This window comes from Pseudomonas sp. MDT1-17, from assembly GCF_054898105.1.
Map to the genome: position 1 here is coordinate 3,586,073 of NZ_JBUBVM010000001.1, position 16,442 is coordinate 3,602,514.

Below are 16,442 nucleotides of genomic sequence, written 5' to 3' on the forward strand. Positions count from 1 at the left end.
CCGTCAGGCCTTCTCGACCAGCATGCGGCCGACCATTTCCATGTGCAGCGCATGGCAGAACCAGCTGCAGTAGTACCAATGCAGGCCAGCCTTGTCGGCAGTGAACGTGATCGACGAAGTCTGCTGCGGACTGATCTCCATGCTCACACCGTGGTTGGTCATCACAAAGCCGTGGGTCACGTCTTCGATCTGGTCGATGTTGGTGATGATTACGGTGACCTCATCCCCCTGCTTGACGGTGAACTCAGTGACACCGTAGACCGGGGCCATCGAGGTCATGTAGACGCGCACTTTCTTGCCGTCGCGGATGACCTTGTTGTCGGTCTCCAGCTTGATCCCGTCTTTGGCCGCGATCACCACGGTCTCGGCAAAAAACGGGTCGTTGCGGTCCCAGATTTTTTTGGTCTTGATCTGGTCACGACGGGCCATGATGCAGTCGTGGGGTTCGGCGAAGGCCGGGCCGTCGTGCACCAGTTTCATTTCCTCGCCGGATATATCGATCAACTGGTCGTTTTCCGGGTGCAGCGGGCCGGTCGGCAGGAAGCGGTCTTTGGAAAACTTGCTGAGGACCATCAGCCATTGACCGTCGGCCTCACGGGTTTCGGTCAGCGACGCATGGTTGTGGCCCGGCTGGTACTGCACGTCGAGTTTCTGCTTGATGTAGTTGACCTTCTCGCCGGTGTAGGCGCGAACGGCCTCCTCCACGTTCCACTTCACCACCTGACTGTCGATAAACAGCGTGGTGTAGGCATTACCGCGGCCGTCGTAGGTGGTGTGAAGCGGGCCCAGACCCAGTTCCGGTTCGCCGACCACCACGTCACGCGGGTCCTTGAATTTGTCGTCGAACAGATCATCCAGCTTCGCGGTGGCGATGATCGTGCAAGTGGGCGAGAGTTTGCCGGCGGCAATGAAGTACTTGCCATCGGGCGTCATGTTGATCCCGTGGGGGTTCTTCGGCACCGGGATGTAACGCGTGAACGCGCTGTCCTTGCCCTCGTTTTTGCGCCCATCGACCACCGGGACTTTGGAGCCGTCCAGGGTGATGAACTTGCCCGCCTTGATCGCCGCTTCGATGCGCTGGATGTTGAACACCACCACCCAGTCACGCTCATTGCGCATCATGCCGCCCAGGTCGTAGGCCTTCTCCGAGTTGTAGCAGGTCGACGCCGCATACTTGCCGGTGTAGTCGGCGTCGGTGTTATCCAGGTTGCCGTCGACGATGACCTGGAAGGCCATCTCCATTTTTTCGGCATCGATGGCGTTGAACATCGTGTAGCTGTTCTTGTCCTGCAGGTCGAAGGTGCTGCCGTCATTGGGGTGCGGAATGACGAACTCGGCATTGGCGAACACGTACTTTGTGTGCGGGACTTTCTGCAGGCGCAGCCCGTGAACCGCCTGCACATTGGGCACTGTGAGCATCTTGTCGCACTTCATGATGTCCAGACGGATACGCGCAACGCGGCTGTTGGCCTTGTCATTGATGAACAGGTACTTGCCGTCGTACTTGCCGTCGGTCATCGACAAATGCGGGTGGTGGCAGTCGCCATTTTGAAAATGCGCGCTGTCGCCCATGATCCGTTTGCTTTCGTTGGTCAGGCCCCAGCCGGTGGCAGAGTCGACGTTGAACACCGGAACACGCAACAACTCGCGCATCGACGGAATGCCCATGATCCGCACTTCGCCCTGATGGCCGCCGCTCCAGAAACCGTAGTACTGATCCAGCTCGCCCGGCCCGACGTGGGTTTTCAGTTGCGCGTCCTTGGCCGCTGCCGCCCAGGTCTCACGGGTAAACACTGCGCCACCGATGGCCGTGGCACCGGCCAGTACCGCGCCGGTCACCGCACTGGTGCCCAGGAAGCCGCGACGACTGAGGCCGGTCGGCTCCGGCACTTCAGTGGGTTTTTTGGATTCTGTGTCGTTCATGAGGTGTGTTCCTTGAAGGGATAAAAACGGTCGCTGCGTACGTGCGCTCGCGGGGTTCATTCCAGAGCGGTTACTTCCACGACAGGGATCAGTTGCGCAGCGACAGGTGCCGCTTTGCCGCGTTTCTTGCGCTTGTTGATCAGCGGCGGGCATTTGTGGTCGTTCTCGTAAGTCATCTGGCAATCGAGGCAGTAATGGCACTCGTTGGCATTGATCCGGCCATCGGGGTGAATCGCCTGGATCTCGCATTCCTTGGCGCACAGTTGGCAGGGCGTGCCGCAGTCCTTGCGGCGTTTGAGCCAGTCGAACAGGCGAAATTTGCTCGGAATCGCCAGCGCCGCACCCAGGGGGCAGATGTAGCGGCAATAGACTTTACGGGTGAAGAGGTTGATGACCAGCAGCGCCACTGCGTAGAGGACGAACCACCATTGGCGGTCGAACCTGAGGGTGATGGCGGTCTTGAACGGTTCCACCTCGGCGAACAGTTCGGCGGTGGACATCGACTCCAGGGAGATACCGAACAGCAGCAGCAAAATGATGTACTTGATCGCCCACAGCCGTTCATGGACCGCGAACGGCAGTTCGTACTGGGGGATTTTCAGCTTGCGCGCGGCTTCGTTGATCAACTCTTGCAAGGCACCAAACGGGCACAACCAGCCGCAGAACACGCCGCGACCCCACAATAGAATGCTCGCTGCGGTGAAGACCCAGAGCATGAAAATCAGCGGATCGGTGAGAAACAGCTCCCAGCGAAAATGATCGAACAGCGCATGGGCGAAGGTCAGGACATTGACCACTGACAACTGCCCCAGCGCGTACCAGCCGATAAACACCACGGTAAAGACCAGGTACCCGCGGCGCAGCCAGTGCAGAAAATGCGGCCGGCGGGTGAACTTGTCTTGCAGGAACAGGATGGCCGTCAGCAGCAGCAACGCAGCCCCGAGTACAGCGATCTGGAAGTGTTTCTGATACCAGATGGTCAACCACATCGGCCGGCTGGCTTCCTCGATGGCGGCCAGTTCTTCGGCGCTGGGCAGTGGGCGCTCAAGGTAGGGCTCGGGCAATTGATAGGCCAGTTCGAAGCTGCTGAACGTGCCACTGACCGGGCCGGTCTGGCGACGTACCAATAACTCAAGAGACCAGGGCGATCCCGGATCAAACTTCGCCGGTTCGCGCACAATGAAAATCGACATCTCAGTGAACTCGGGCATGTCTTTGGCAAACACATCCGAGAGCCGCTGGTGGTCCATGTCGCGAAAGCTGATGACATTCCCGAACTGGCGCAATTGCACCCGATCGAAAATCCCGCCGCGCACATACCCCGAGCCTTTATAGGAAAACAGCCCGCGACCCAGTACCGCGATGGCCTGTTCGCCGGGCTTGAGGTCTTGCATGAGGAAGCGATATTGATTGTCGCCCAGCAGCGCGCGGCCAATGGTCGGCGGGTTCAAGTCGGCGGTGTAGAGCTCGATAAAGGTCTCATCAACCTGATCGGCGCTGGCGTTGTCGACGCCTTCGGCTTCGGTGCCCTTGAAGGCGGTGTCGACCTGGCCACGGGTCAGGTTCAAGCGGCGGATGGCGCCGTTGCCGGTCAGTTGTTCCCAGGTGGCAGGCTCGAAAAAGTCCTGGCGCACGGTGGCGGGTTTGCGCGCCGCACCGCCCGTGTCCGCGATCAACTTAAGTGATACCGCCACTTCGTGGGCGGCGCGCATGATGACCTCGTTGACCACCATCGCCGTGACGGTGGCCCCTGCAATCGCATCGACGGTAACCGCATTCGGATCGCTGGAATGGCCGACGACGACCCGCTGACTGACCTTGATCCCTTTGTATTTGGCGCTGAAGCCGTGAAGTTTTGCCTCAGGGATGCCAATCAGCAAAATCGGCTCGTGGTGCTCCAGCACATAGGCATCCTGAATCATGCCGGCGGTGTCGAGGATCACTTGGGTGTTGATCGGTTTGCCTGAGTAGGCCGGAATATCCACCACGTCCAGGCTCTGGAAAACATAGCCGAGCACCTTGCCGGCGGCGGACAGCGTGCGCACCTTGAACGGGCCTTCGGGCGCGGAAACCGAGTCGGTCTGAGGGAAGGTTTTCTCGATGCGCTGCTGCTCGATGTCGCCGTATTGCTTGGCCTGAACCCCGTCGAAGGTGGCGAGCATCAGCATCAGCAGGACCACCAGCCCGACGCCCCAGTCGCGCAGGTTGCCGTGTATCGAAGGCTGATGAATTGTCATGGGCTCGCTGATTTCAAAAGGGCTTGCGGTCATGTTAGGGAGCGTTGCGCCCCCTGCCCTTGATTGAAATCAACATAAGTCGTTATAGGACACGCTCCAATGTCTCAGACGGTGCGTGAAAACTGCCCTTTTTGTTCACCACCCAGATAGGCGTCAAACGCCATCGCGGCACTGCGCATCATCAAATGCCCTTGTGGCAACAGCACCAATTCGTCGCGATGAATCTGCAGCAGCCCATCGCGCACATGCTCGTCCAGCTGTGCCAGCGCCTCGGCAAAGTACTCGGTAAAGCGAATGCCATGACCCGCCTCATACTTGTCGAACGCGATACGGCCATGGCACATCAGGTCGCTGATCACCTCGCGACGCAGCAGGTCGTCGGCGTTCAAGCGATAACCCCGATGCACCGGCAACAACCCTTGATCGATACGGGCGTAGTACTGCGAAAGCTCCTTGACGCTTTGGCTGTAGCTGTCACCGACCTTGCCGATCGACGACACGCCAAGGCCGATCAAATCGCAGTCGGCATGGGTGGAATAGCCCTGGAAGTTACGCTGCAGGGTGCCATTGGCCCGGGCCAGCGCCAGCTCGTCATCCGGCAAGGCGAAATGATCCATGCCGATATAGACGTAACCGGCCTCGGTCAGACGGCGGATGGTCAGCTCGAGCAGTTCCAGCTTGCGCTCCGGTGGCGGCATGTCGGCGGGTCGAATCAGCCGTTGCGCGCGGACCATCTCCGGCAAATGCGCGTAGCTGTAGGCGGCAATCCGGTCCGGACGCAGCGCGATGATCTTGCTGAGGGTGACGTCGAAACTCGTCACGGTTTGCAGTGGCAGACCGTAGATAAGGTCGACGCTGATCGACTTGAATTGCGCCTCGCGCGCCGCCGCGACCAGCGCATAAATCTGCTCTTCACTTTGCAGGCGATTGACCGCTGCCTGCACGTCGGGGTCGAAATCCTGCACGCCGAAGCTCAGGCGATTGAAGCCCAACTGGCGCAACGACTGAATCTGCTCGGTGCTGATGGTGCGCGGGTCGACCTCGATGGAAAACTCATGGTCATCGCTGTCATCCATGTTGAATGCCTGGTGCAGGCAGTCCATCAGGTCCGCCAGCTGCTCGCTGGTCAAATAGGTCGGCGTGCCGCCACCCAAGTGCAACTGAGTGAGCTTGCGGGTGCTGTCGAACAAGGCCGCCTGCATCGCGATTTCACGCTTGAGGTACTTCAGGTACTCGACGGCGCGATGGGTTTTCTGGGTAATGATTTTGTTGCAGGCGCAGTAGTAACAAAGGCTCTTGCAGAACGGAATGTGGATGTACACCGACAACGGTTTCGGCGCGGCCACCTGATTGCTGTCGCGGGCGGCACGCTGATAATCGTCAACGGCAAACGCCTGATGAAACTGCGGCGCTGTGGGGTAAGAGGTATAGCGCGGCCCCGGGCGGTCATACTTTTCGACCAGGGCGCGATTGAAATCAAATGTCTTGTTCATGATCGATCAACTCGCAATGGGGTTAATGCTTCGCACCGCCCAAATCTTTTTCAAACAGGTTGCAGATGGCATCCACTTCCGGCCGACCGGCGGGAAGGATGCTGATGAAACGGTCTGACAATTCAATCAACCCATCCCGGCTCAGTTGCTCCAGCAACGGCCAGACGGCGGAGAAGTACTTGGAAAAAGCCAGTCCGTAGCGCCTCTCGATGGCGCGGATATCCAGTTCCTGATCACAGGCCAGACGCTCCATGACCATTTGCCTGATCTGATCCCCCGCCTCGAAGCGCCAGCCTCGACACGTCGGCAATTGCCGCATCTCCAGTTGCTGCTGATAGCGTTCAATCTCGTCGGTGTTTTGCGTGTACAAATCGTCGATCTGGCTGATGGCACCCAAACCGAATCCAACATGATCGCAATAGCCGTGACGGGAGAAACCCTCACAGGTACGGCGCAACCGGCCTCGCTCCTGGGCGACCGCCAAATCATCATCGGGCCGGACAAACTGCCCCAGACCGATGTAGTGATAACCCGCGCAAAGCAGTTGATCAAAGCAGATCTGGCGCATCGCGCCTTTATCGTCCTGGCTGCACAGTGCTCTGATTTTGTCACCGAGCACCGGCCGATAGCGCCGTGGTGGCCGGGCATAATCGAACACCATCAGCCGGTCCGGCTCCAGTTCGATAATGCTCGCCAGCTTCAGCGCAAAACTGTCTGGCGTCTGCCAGGCATGGCCAAAACCCAGATCGACGTTGATGGATCGAAAACCAAAGGTGCGCGCGGCATCCATGAGCGACTGGATCGGCGCCGGGTTCTGGTAGCAGGCCACCGACCTGTCACAGTCGGCGTCGATATCCGGCACGCCGATGCTGACGTGATTGAATCCCTGATTGCGCAACAACCCCATGGTCGACCAGTCGGTATGGTGAAGGTCTACCTCGACGCTGTAGTCACCGCCTTCATGTTCAAGAAAATTGAACCGCCCACGCAGATGACTCATCAGCCGCTCCAGATGGGCAGGCGCGGGAGTGCCGCCCCCCAAATGAAACTGCTCGACCCGTTGCTCCGCACCCAGGTGACAACCGACGAGGTCGATTTCCTGCTCCAGGTGCTCAAGGTACTGCTCGATACCGTGGTGCTCGCCGACGATATCGCGCGGGGAACAGGAAGACGGCTTGAGGCTGGAAGGCAGTTGCACGTTCAGGGACAGCGGACGGCACTTCTGGCGGCTGACGCGCAGGGCACGAAGCAGATCCAGAGAGCCAATACCGTTATGAAATTTTTGCGTGTCGGCATGGCAGTTAGGGTCAAGCACGCCTTGATCGCACCGTGCGGTCGGCTCGCCGGGGTTGTGAAATAGATCGAGCATGACGGGTCTCCGAGACTGGCTGCGGATCATCAGTGTCGGGACTTAACGATCAATGCGCCTTGATTTGTATCAAGCGCAAGCGATGTCTTTGCAGAACGGACCACCGGTCAGGTCCGATTACCAGGTCAGGTAAAACATGCCCTTGGCCAACAGCACGATAATGACCATGTGGCAGAACAGGCTGCCATGGATGAAATGCAGGTACCGCGGACTCATTCGGCCACTTTTGAACAAAAACATGGCGACCAGAAAATGCAGCAGTACGCTCACCGCCACCGCGATTTTCAAAGCCAGCAATGTGCCGAACGATGAGGCCAGCGGTGAGGCAAGCACTGGCATGTAGCGCAGCCAGACCATGCCAAGCCCCGCGCCGAACAACACCAGCAGCACCCATGGCATCAGCGAACGCGCTCGCCGGCCGATGCCCTGCTCGACCAGCAGCATCACCCTCGCGGGTAGCTGTTTGCGGATGCTTTCCAGGAACAGGACTTCGAAGAACACTGTGCCGATAAAGATCAGGGCGGCAAACAGGTGCAACGTCAGAATCAGCGGATAAATCATGGAGGTTTCGCCTTGAGTCAAGGCAACCCGTTATGGCACAAGCGCACGGGATGTCGGTCTCTGGAGACTACAGAGCCGTCCGATCCATACGGTTGACATCGATCAAGAAAGCCACAAAACCCACACTCACCGTGCGGCATCATCCAGTTCAGAAGAACATGGGAGGCAAGCCAGGGGGACGCTCACTCAGCATGACAGGACTACTATCGAGCGCGCAGGAGCGATCGTTTTTACCGCTGGTCGAGACAAATACCTGATAGGCGGCCTGCCTAAACATCGTGACCTAGTATGAACGTAGGTTCGGCTGGAGATTCCCCAATGTCATGGGCTGAAGAACGCAAACCTGAACGCAGCAAGGAAACCCGGCTGTTTCTCTTTCTTGTCGTCTGCCTCTTTCCGTTGCTATCTGTCGCTATCGTCGGCGGCTACGGCTTCATCGTCTGGTTTTTCCAAATGTTGTACGGCCCACCGGGACCACCCAACTGACTAATAGCCTTTTCTTAAAAGCCTGTTGGAGCCTGCACATGGACGACGCCCTGCATATTGCCAGCCTTGTGGTACTTGCCCGACCTGAATTATTCGACTCGGTTAAAGCAAACTTGCGTCTTTTGGACGGTGTGGAACTGCATCAGGAAAGTGCTGCGGGAAAACTGGTGGTGGTACTTGAAGCCTTACACGAAAGCCAAATCCTTCAACGCATTGAACAGATCAACAACTTGCCGGGCGTACTCAACGCCGCGTTGATTTATCACGAACTCCTCGAGCCCGAAGGAGATATCGAATGAGCATGTCCCGCCGAGCATTCGTCAAGACCCAGGCGGCCGCCATCGCTGCCGCTGCTGCCGGTCTGCCGATTGTGACCTCCTCCAGTAACCTGATTACCGAAGCAGACATGGTCACCTTGGACTGGAACAAGGCGCCCTGCCGTTTCTGTGGCACCGGTTGCAGCGTTATGGTCGCGACTCGGGATAACCGGGTGGTTGCCACCCACGGCGACGTCAAGGCCGAGGTCAATCGAGGCCTGAACTGCGTGAAGGGTTATTTTCTGTCGAAGATCATGTACGGCGTCGACCGCCTGACCCAACCGCTGCTGCGAATGAAGAATGGCCAATACGACAAGCAGGGCGAATTCCAGCCGATCAGTTGGGTGAAAGCTTTCGACATCATGGAGTCGAAATTCAAGGAAGCCCTGAAGAGTAAGGGCCCCGAGTCGGTCGGCATGTTCGGCTCCGGGCAATGGACCGTGTGGGAAGGCTATGCCGCCAACAAGCTGATGAAGGGAGGCTTTCGCAGCAATAACATCGACCCCAACGCGCGGCATTGCATGGCCTCGGCGGTGATGGGTTTTATGCGCACCTTTGGCATGGATGAGCCGATGGGTTGCTACGACGACATCGAAGCCACCGACGCCTTCGTGCTCTGGGGTTCGAACATGGCCGAGATGCACCCGGTGCTCTGGAGCCGTGTCACTGACCGACGCCTGAGTCAGCCTCACGTGAAAGTCGCCGTACTGTCGACCTTCGAACACCGCAGCTTCGAACTGGCCGACATCCCCATGGTGTTCAAGCCGCAAACCGATCTGATGATCCTCAACTACATCGCCAACCACATCATAGAAAGCGGCGCGGTGAACCAGGACTTCATCACCAAACACACCCGCTTTGCCAAAGGCGCCGATGACATCGGCTACGGCCTGCGCCCTGACGATCCACGGGAAATGAAGGCGAAAAATGCCGGCAAGGCCAACACCTGGACGGACATTTCCTTCGAGCAATACGCAGCCTTCGTCAAACCGTACACCCTGGAACGAACCGCCGAGGAGACGGGTGTTCCGGCAGAACGGCTCAAGAACCTGGCCGAGCTGTATGCCGATCCCAAGCGCAAGATCGTGTCGTTCTGGACCATGGGCTTCAACCAGCACACTCGTGGCGTATGGGCCAACAACCTGATTTACAACATCCACCTGCTTACCGGAAAAATCAGCGAACCGGGCAATAGCCCATTCTCATTGACCGGCCAGCCATCGGCCTGTGGTACAGCACGCGAAGTCGGGACGTTCTCCCACCGGTTACCTGCCGATCTGGTCGTGACCAACCCCAAGCATCGCGCCATCGCCGAAAAAATCTGGAAACTGCCCGCCGGCACCATTCAGGAAAAGCCTGGTTTTCACGCGGTGGAACAGAGTCGCATGCTCAAGGACGGCATTCTCAACGTCTACTGGACCCAGGCGAGCAATAATATGCACGCCGGGCCGAACATCATGCAGGAGGTCCTGCCGGGTTGGCGTAACCCTGAAAATTTCGTGATTGTTTCGGATGTCTACCCTACCGTTTCCGCCCAAGCCGCCGACCTGATCCTGCCCAGCGCCATGTGGGTGGAAAAGGAAGGTGCCTTCGGCAACGCCGAGCGGCGTACGCAGTTCTGGCACCAGTTGGTGAGCGCACCAGGGGACGCCAAGTCGGACCTGTGGCAGTTACTGGAATTTTCCAAGCGTTTCACCACCGATGAAACCTGGCCCGCCGAATTACTGGCCAAGTCTCCTGAGTACAAGGGTAAGACCCTGTTCGACGTGCTGTTCAAGAACGGCCAGGTTGATCAGTTCCCGGTCGAGCAACTGGAAGCCGGATACAAAAACGATGAAGCCAAAGCCTTTGGCTTCTACTTGCAAAAAGGTTTGTTCGAGGAGTACGCCCAGTTCGGTCGCGGCCACGGTCACGACCTCGCCGCATTCGACCGTTACCACAGCGAACGGGGTCTGCGCTGGCCAGTGGTCGACGGCAAGGAAACCCGCTGGCGTTACCGCGAGGGGCTGGACCCGTACGTCGAGAAAGGCAGCGAAGTGCAGTTTTATGGCTACCCGGACAAGAAAGCGATCATCTTCGCCCTTCCCTATGAGCCGCCGGCCGAAGCACCGGACGCCGATTTCCCGTTCTGGCTGAGCACCGGACGCGTCCTCGAACACTGGCATACCGGCACCATGACCCAGCGCGTCGAGGAACTGCACAAAGCGGTGCCGGACGCACTGGTCTACATGCACCCCGAAGATGCCAAGGCCTTGAAAGCACGGCGTGGCAGTGAGGTGAAACTGATCAGCCGACGCGGGGAAATCCGTGCGCGCGTCGAAACACGCGGGCGTAATAAACCGCCTCAAGGCTTGGTGTTCGTGCCGTTTTTCGATGCCAACAAGCTGATCAACAAAGTCACGCTCGATGCCACCGATCCGATCTCCAAGCAGACCGACTACAAAAAATGCGCGATACGAATCGAGTTGATCAGCGTGGCCTGAGGAGAACTGTCATGTCTTTTCGAATCCTGCCGTTGCTCCTGCTCGCAGCGATGGGCGTGGTCATCGCTGCAGAAGTCGGTTACCCGCTCGATGCTCCAGGGCCAGATGGGCGCAGACCCGGCGGCACCTTGACCCAAAGTATGCCGGCCCCGCCCATCGCCGACGAAGAAAACAAGGACCTGAAACGCGAACGCAACTACCCGGATCAGCCGCCGACCATCCCGCACACCATCCGCGGATATCAGATCGACAAGAACGGCAACAAGTGCCTGTCCTGTCACAGCCGTGCCAACAGCGCACGGACCCAGGCGACGATGATCAGCATCACCCACTACATGGACCGCGACGGTCAGGCGCTGGCAGCGGTCTCACCCCGTCGGTACTTCTGTAACCAGTGCCACGTGCCGCAAGCAGATGTGCTGCCGTTGGTGGGGAACAGCTTCGAGACGATCGACAAAATACTGCAAGACGACGCCAACGCCGCGCAGAAACCCTGAGGAGGCAACATGAAAGCACTGTTCGCCCTGCTCAAGGATTACTGGGGCATCCTGCGTCGTCCGAGCCTCTATTACAGTCTGGGCTTTCTGACGTTAGGCGGTTTCATCGCCGGGATCATTTTCTGGGGGGGGTTCAACACCGCGCTCGAGCTGAGCAATACCGAAAAGTTCTGCATTTCCTGCCATGAAATGCGTGACAACGTATTCGTCGAATTGAAGGACACCATTCACTACACCAACCGCTCCGGCGTGCGCGCCAGTTGCCCGGACTGCCACGTCCCCCACGAATGGACACACAAGATCGCGCGCAAGATGCAAGCGTCCAAGGAGGTCTGGGGCAAGATTTTCGGCACTATCGATACTCGCGACAAGTTCCTCACCCTGCGCCGCGAACTGGCCGAACATGAGTGGGCCAGGCTCAAGGCTAACGACTCCCGCGAATGCCGCAACTGCCACAACTTCGAGTTCATGGACTTCACCCGCCAGGGCAAGCGGGCCGCGGCCATGCACTCGACGTCATTGGCCAGTGGTGAGGCCACCTGCATCGACTGCCATAAGGGCATCGCTCACAGGCTGCCGGATATGAGCGGAGTAAAAGGCTGGTAAAGATTTTCTGGTGAGCTGCGTGGAACTTGCCTAAAGGCCCGCTCGCAACTGGATAGTTCACGTTCGTATGCGAATCACCTCAATGGGTTGTGGACTCAACCAGTCGATGCAATAGATTGACTCAATCGTTCAGCCACACAAATCTCAGCTTACCGAGTTCGATTTAATAGCGACTACATGTCTTCATCCAAAGTTTCAAATTTGGAAAGTTTTAGCTTTACGCATTCGTTGACAGGCCTCCAGTCAAAGCGTCAGCCGGCCGCTGCGGCGACAAATCACCCCATCGCTCCTGCTAACGAACTATATATCTACGGCTATCTCAACCGCATCAAGGCCGGCGCAGCGAACTTCGCCTGCGTGGCATCGAAGGACGCTATAGATCTCAGAAACCACCTGCATCGTTGCGTCTTCGATCGTTCCTTCATTACGGCATAAAACCCAGCCGTGATCTGCAATCGCTCGCTCGAACGCCTTGGTACAAGCGACATGTTCTTCCAGCTTATGGATCACAGTACTGCTCAGTCCACGCCGTCGTGCCGCTGCCCTCGCCCATGAAATATCAGGGGCGGTGACAACTCCGACATGCAGGTCTGGCACTCGCACGTTTCGATCAATGTTCAACTGTAGAATCTCTGCAAACGGGACTATCCGGCGAAACGCGGCATCAGACGGGTACCAGCGATCGATCAAGATGATGCTGTCTGGTGGCTGTTTAGTCAGCACGTGCTGGGAAATCCAGGTACGGCTATCAGCAAAGCGCTCACAAACCTCCAACTCCAAATCCCGAGTGGGATTTCTGACGAGTTTGTTAACGAGGGCCATTGTTTCACCCCTATAGGGATCGCTTTTTTGCTCGCAAAGTCGGATCACCTTTTTGTTGTCTGCCCTCAGTACTTTCGTGACGGCTTCCAAAAGTGTGGTTTTGCCGGTTCCCTTGGGCCCGTCTAGAGAAACAAACAGCGGACGATTCATTCTTCAAATAACGATTGATATACGGTTTTTTTTGCCTGGTTCGTTCGCTGGAACCGCTTGGCGCGACTACGCGAATCGAGTGCAGGGCCTTTACGAACAGACATTGATGAACACTCTAAATTAGTTTCTGGCTAACGGGTCTCAAAATCCAGGGTTACAGCCGCTTACGAACATCGGGCATCGCCCATAAATTCAATCGTGTGTCTGGATGGAACTGCTCACATCGGTGTTCATTTCGCTGCCGTCCGCTTTGCTCTTTGTTGTCAGCGTCGCTGATTAACCTGAACGCCCTACTATTTTCTATATGACTGAGCTTTAGGTAAACCATGAAGCCTATTAGGTTCGTTTCGATTCTGACTGTCAAACTTGCTCTGAAACGTTTTCACACAGCCTGGGGCTCTTCATCGCCGTACTGCTGGCAGAGGAATTCGCGTATCGCTTCGGCGGTTCGCCTGGCGCTGGTCACCACGAAAAAATGCCCCTCGCCCTGCAGGACGTGCAGTTCGGCACGGCGAATGGTGCGGCGCAGGATGTGCGCGTTGTACAGCCGCACCAGGGTGTCGCGTTCGCCGGTGAGGATCAGCGTGCGCTGGCGCAGACGGAACAGCCGCAGCAGGCTGGTCCAGCCGACCAAGGCGGTGAGCTGGTGGTAATAGGTTCGCGGGTTGACCGTGAGCATGCCGTTCACCACACCGAAGCGCAGCAGCGTCTGTATCGAATTGCGCGAGCCTTCTTGCTTGCGCGGTTTGGCGCTTTTGCTCCTGCCAAAAAAATCCAGGATGTCGGCGGGCTTCACCAGCATCGCCGGGCCGGCCGAGGTCGCCGCGAGGATCAGCCGGCGCACCATGCTCGGGTAACGCAGGGCAAATTCTTGCGCCAACGCTCCGCCCCAACTCACGCCGAACACATCGACCTGGTCGATTCCCAATTGCTTGAGCATCTCGGCGATCAGGTCGGCATGGCGCGGCAGACGCATCGGCCAACGGGGCATTTGCGATTTGCCGACCCCGGGAACGTCCAACGTAATGGTCTTGTAGTCCACCAGTTCATCGCGCAGGGGATCGAAGGTACAGATCAAACCACCCAGGCCGTTGAGCAAGAGCAGCGGTGAGCCTTGGCCGCGGATTGAAACGTTCAACTGCAAGTCTTTAATGGTTAATTTGTGCGTTGTCATGGTTTCCCCCTTGGCCTACCCGCTGTTAAGACAGCGTCTGGCTTTTGCGTTGCAAAAAAGGGTGACATTTGTTGCGCCGAGGCATTTCACCGCGATGAAGACCGACTCGAACTGCAGGGCCTGCAAGTCCGAGCGTGGCGACCAGCAGTCCAGGCAAACTGATCTACAGGCCGCGTTGACGTCGATGTGCGTGGCTAATCCAGGATGAACAGGTCCCCTTCCACATCCGTATCGCCGTGTTTACGACTCTCAGCTGCAGCGTCGTAGACGATCATCAGGACCTCCCCAGGCTGCTCGCCCGATTGGAACAGACACATCCCCTCTGCGTGATCGTCGCCTTGCCCGAAAGGCACCTCCAGCACCGTCTCCAATTGATCGGTGAAGACCACGCTTTCCTCGTCGGAAGCGAAACCGCCGCGCCAGCGGAAGACCGTTACCGGACCGTCCTGCTCCATGGTGGGGCCCGCCAGGAACAGCAGATCGTCACCGCGGGTGCACAGGTCACGCAAGCCCAGGCCATTGAGCGCGAAGAAGTGCTTGCGGTAGCGGCGCCCATCCGGACCGATCTTCTTCAGCACCAGCGTGTCAGACGAGGCGTCGTTCAGCTCGGGTTCGATCTCCAACACCACGGCCCAGCCGCGTAGAACCGGCCCACGCAGCCCCAGCAGAAGGCGCGTGCCGATCATCACCAACCCTTCGATATCGAAGCCGTTGTCCTTACCCGGGATACGCAGGAAGTCGCGTAGCTGAGGATCTTCAGCAATGGCCGCGGTCAGGTCGTTACCGACTTCGTTGCCCTGCAGCTGCGCCGCTGTACGTCCATCGGCATCCACTTTCCTGGCGAGTACATAGCTGTCGTTCTGCTTCACCACAGGGATGCGGGCCAGCAGAAAACGGTTGCCGTCCGCCTCTACTGTCGACAGGCGCTTGATATTCTTTTGTGCAGAAGTGCCGGCCTCGGACTTCTTGCGCTTCAGGCTATGGGAGCCCACCACCCAGAGGTAACCACTGTCATGGGCATAGGCCAAGCCCTCGATATCGATCTCGGCGCCTTGTTTCGGTACGGGCAGATCCAGATATTCCAGAAGCGGAAACGATTGGTGCTCGTCGCACCTTACGATGCCGCCGGGCGCAGCATCCTGGATTTTCAGGCGTTCCAGGCTCGTGGTTTCGTCGTTCGCCACCCAGAGTGTGTCGTCAATCTGCTGAGCGACCGAAAGGCCATCGCGCAACGACGCAAACGCCGGATCAAAGCTCAATAACGCAAAATTGCTTCGGTGGCTCATGAGCGGTCTCCTGTCTTTATGGCGCTGCGCGCCGGTTATTCAGAACCGGATTCTGCGCGTGCTCTTCGTCCGGAGCATGCACTCGTCCTAGCCGAACCGTCCACCGTTGATGGTTGAGGCCCCTTTGCTGCATCTGCCAAGCAATCCGGATTAGTTCCATCAACTCCAAAAATAGCCGACTAACGGTGCCCCCCGCAGGCACAAAGCCTGCAACAACCACCTCGACGAACATTTGACGTCAATCTACCGCCATACGGATTTCCTAATCAGCAGACCCATTTGACACAGTTCAATAGCGTCGGTTCGAGCGCAACTGTGGCCGCAACATTCCCCGAATACAGGATTATTGCCATGATCGACCTCGCCACCTGGAATTTGAGCATCCCTGAAGGCAGCCCACCGGCCACCATCGAAACGCCTCGATTGGCGCAAGGCTTCAACGACCAGTATTTCAGTTCTGAAGCCGCTACCCTTACCTTCTGGGCACCTGTGACCGGTTCCAGGACGGCCAACGCTGTGTACCCACGTAGCGAATTGCGAGAAACCTATAGCAATGGAGCTCTGCGCAACTGGCAGTATCCAGCGGCGGATAACAAACTGCGGGCGAGTCTGGCCGTCAATCAGGTGCCCAGCACCGGCAAGATCGTGATTGGTCAGATTCACAACAAGGACAGCAACAGCCCCATGGTGAAGCTGGAATACCAATACAAAACGTCGGCTTCGACGGGAAACATTGTCGCCAAGGTGCGCCTGCGCCCCGACGATGAAGAGGGCCAGGTCATTACCATTGCGACGGGTGTGCCGCTCAACCGCAACTTTTCCTACCAGATCCACCTCAGCCCGAAGGGCGCGCTGGGCATCAGCGCAGCAGGATACAACTGGAGAACCACCGTCGACCCGAGCTGGAAGACCAAACCACTGTATTTCAAAGCGGGTGCGTATGTGCAGGACAACACCGGCTATCCCACCGAGGGCGGAAAAGTGACGTTCAGGATGCTGGAGATCCAACACAACATTTAGTCGCTTCTTCAGGTCACT

General features: G+C 57.8%; 14 protein-coding genes. 6 read left to right on the forward strand and 8 right to left on the reverse strand.

The window, feature by feature from the left end; translation table 11 throughout:
* Positions 1-3: 3 nt before the first annotated feature.
* From nosZ to ACYZTX_RS16700, 5 genes are all read right to left on the reverse strand, one after another.
* Positions 4-1,923, reverse strand: a complete 1,920-nt coding sequence (gene nosZ, locus ACYZTX_RS16680) for a TAT-dependent nitrous-oxide reductase (RefSeq protein WP_462034988.1) — start codon at positions 1,921-1,923, stop codon at positions 4-6.
* 56 nt (positions 1,924-1,979) lie between these two features.
* On the reverse strand, positions 1,980-4,160 hold the full coding sequence (nosR, locus tag ACYZTX_RS16685) for a transcriptional regulator NosR (protein ID WP_462034989.1): 2,181 nt from the start codon (positions 4,158-4,160) through the stop codon (positions 1,980-1,982).
* Between the two features lie 104 nt (positions 4,161-4,264).
* Positions 4,265-5,653: an oxygen-independent coproporphyrinogen III oxidase gene (gene hemN / locus ACYZTX_RS16690; protein WP_462034990.1), complete on the reverse strand. Its 1,389-nt coding sequence runs from the start codon at positions 5,651-5,653 to the stop codon at positions 4,265-4,267.
* Positions 5,654-5,675: 22 nt separating this feature from the next.
* Positions 5,676-7,022, reverse strand: a complete 1,347-nt coding sequence (locus tag ACYZTX_RS16695) for an oxygen-independent coproporphyrinogen III oxidase (RefSeq protein WP_462034991.1) — start codon at positions 7,020-7,022, stop codon at positions 5,676-5,678.
* 117 nt (positions 7,023-7,139) lie between these two features.
* Positions 7,140-7,583 carry a CopD family copper resistance protein gene (locus ACYZTX_RS16700; protein ID WP_462034992.1) on the reverse strand — a complete coding sequence of 148 codons (444 nt, stop codon included), beginning with the start codon at positions 7,581-7,583 and terminating at the stop codon, positions 7,140-7,142.
* A gap of 318 nt (positions 7,584-7,901) precedes the next feature.
* On the opposite strand from ACYZTX_RS16700, the gene napE reads away from it, so the two are divergent.
* The 5 genes from napE to ACYZTX_RS16725 are packed head-to-tail and all read left to right on the forward strand — an operon-like array spanning position 7,902 to position 11,972.
* On the forward strand, positions 7,902-8,069 hold the full coding sequence (gene napE, locus ACYZTX_RS16705) for a periplasmic nitrate reductase, NapE protein (RefSeq protein ID WP_046027232.1): 168 nt from the start codon (positions 7,902-7,904) through the stop codon (positions 8,067-8,069).
* A gap of 38 nt (positions 8,070-8,107) precedes the next feature.
* Complete coding sequence (locus ACYZTX_RS16710) at positions 8,108-8,368, forward strand: chaperone NapD (RefSeq protein ID WP_462034993.1); 261 nt, start codon at positions 8,108-8,110, stop codon at positions 8,366-8,368.
* The gene (napA, locus tag ACYZTX_RS16715; RefSeq protein WP_462034994.1) at positions 8,365-10,869 is read left to right on the forward strand and encodes a nitrate reductase catalytic subunit NapA; all 2,505 of its coding nucleotides are present in this window, start codon (positions 8,365-8,367) and stop codon (positions 10,867-10,869) included. The genes ACYZTX_RS16710 and napA overlap by 4 nt, the downstream gene beginning before the upstream one ends.
* Before the next feature lie 11 nt (positions 10,870-10,880).
* On the forward strand, positions 10,881-11,366 hold the full coding sequence (locus ACYZTX_RS16720) for a nitrate reductase cytochrome c-type subunit (protein WP_462034995.1): 486 nt from the start codon (positions 10,881-10,883) through the stop codon (positions 11,364-11,366).
* Positions 11,367-11,375: 9 nt separating this feature from the next.
* Entirely contained in the window at positions 11,376-11,972 is a 597-nt protein-coding gene (locus ACYZTX_RS16725; protein ID WP_462034996.1) for a cytochrome c3 family protein, read from the forward strand.
* 300 nt (positions 11,973-12,272) lie between these two features.
* Here the strand turns inward: ACYZTX_RS16725 and ACYZTX_RS16730 are convergent, their stop codons facing one another.
* The 3 genes from ACYZTX_RS16730 to ACYZTX_RS16740 all read right to left on the reverse strand — a co-directional run bounded on the left by ACYZTX_RS16730 (position 12,273) and on the right by ACYZTX_RS16740 (position 15,404).
* Complete coding sequence (locus tag ACYZTX_RS16730) at positions 12,273-12,944, reverse strand: dTMP kinase (protein WP_462034997.1); 672 nt, start codon at positions 12,942-12,944, stop codon at positions 12,273-12,275.
* A 382-nt stretch (positions 12,945-13,326) separates the two neighbouring features.
* On the reverse strand, positions 13,327-14,118 hold the full coding sequence (locus ACYZTX_RS16735; RefSeq protein ID WP_462034998.1) for an alpha/beta fold hydrolase: 792 nt from the start codon (positions 14,116-14,118) through the stop codon (positions 13,327-13,329).
* Positions 14,119-14,312: 194 nt separating this feature from the next.
* Positions 14,313-15,404, reverse strand: coding sequence for a DUF3616 domain-containing protein (locus ACYZTX_RS16740; RefSeq protein ID WP_462034999.1), 1,092 nt, complete (start codon positions 15,402-15,404; stop codon positions 14,313-14,315).
* A 351-nt stretch (positions 15,405-15,755) separates the two neighbouring features.
* Between ACYZTX_RS16740 and ACYZTX_RS16745 the strand changes: the two genes are divergently transcribed.
* Complete coding sequence (locus ACYZTX_RS16745; RefSeq protein ID WP_462035000.1) at positions 15,756-16,424, forward strand: polysaccharide lyase family 7 protein; 669 nt, start codon at positions 15,756-15,758, stop codon at positions 16,422-16,424.
* Positions 16,425-16,442: the final 18 nt, after the last annotated feature.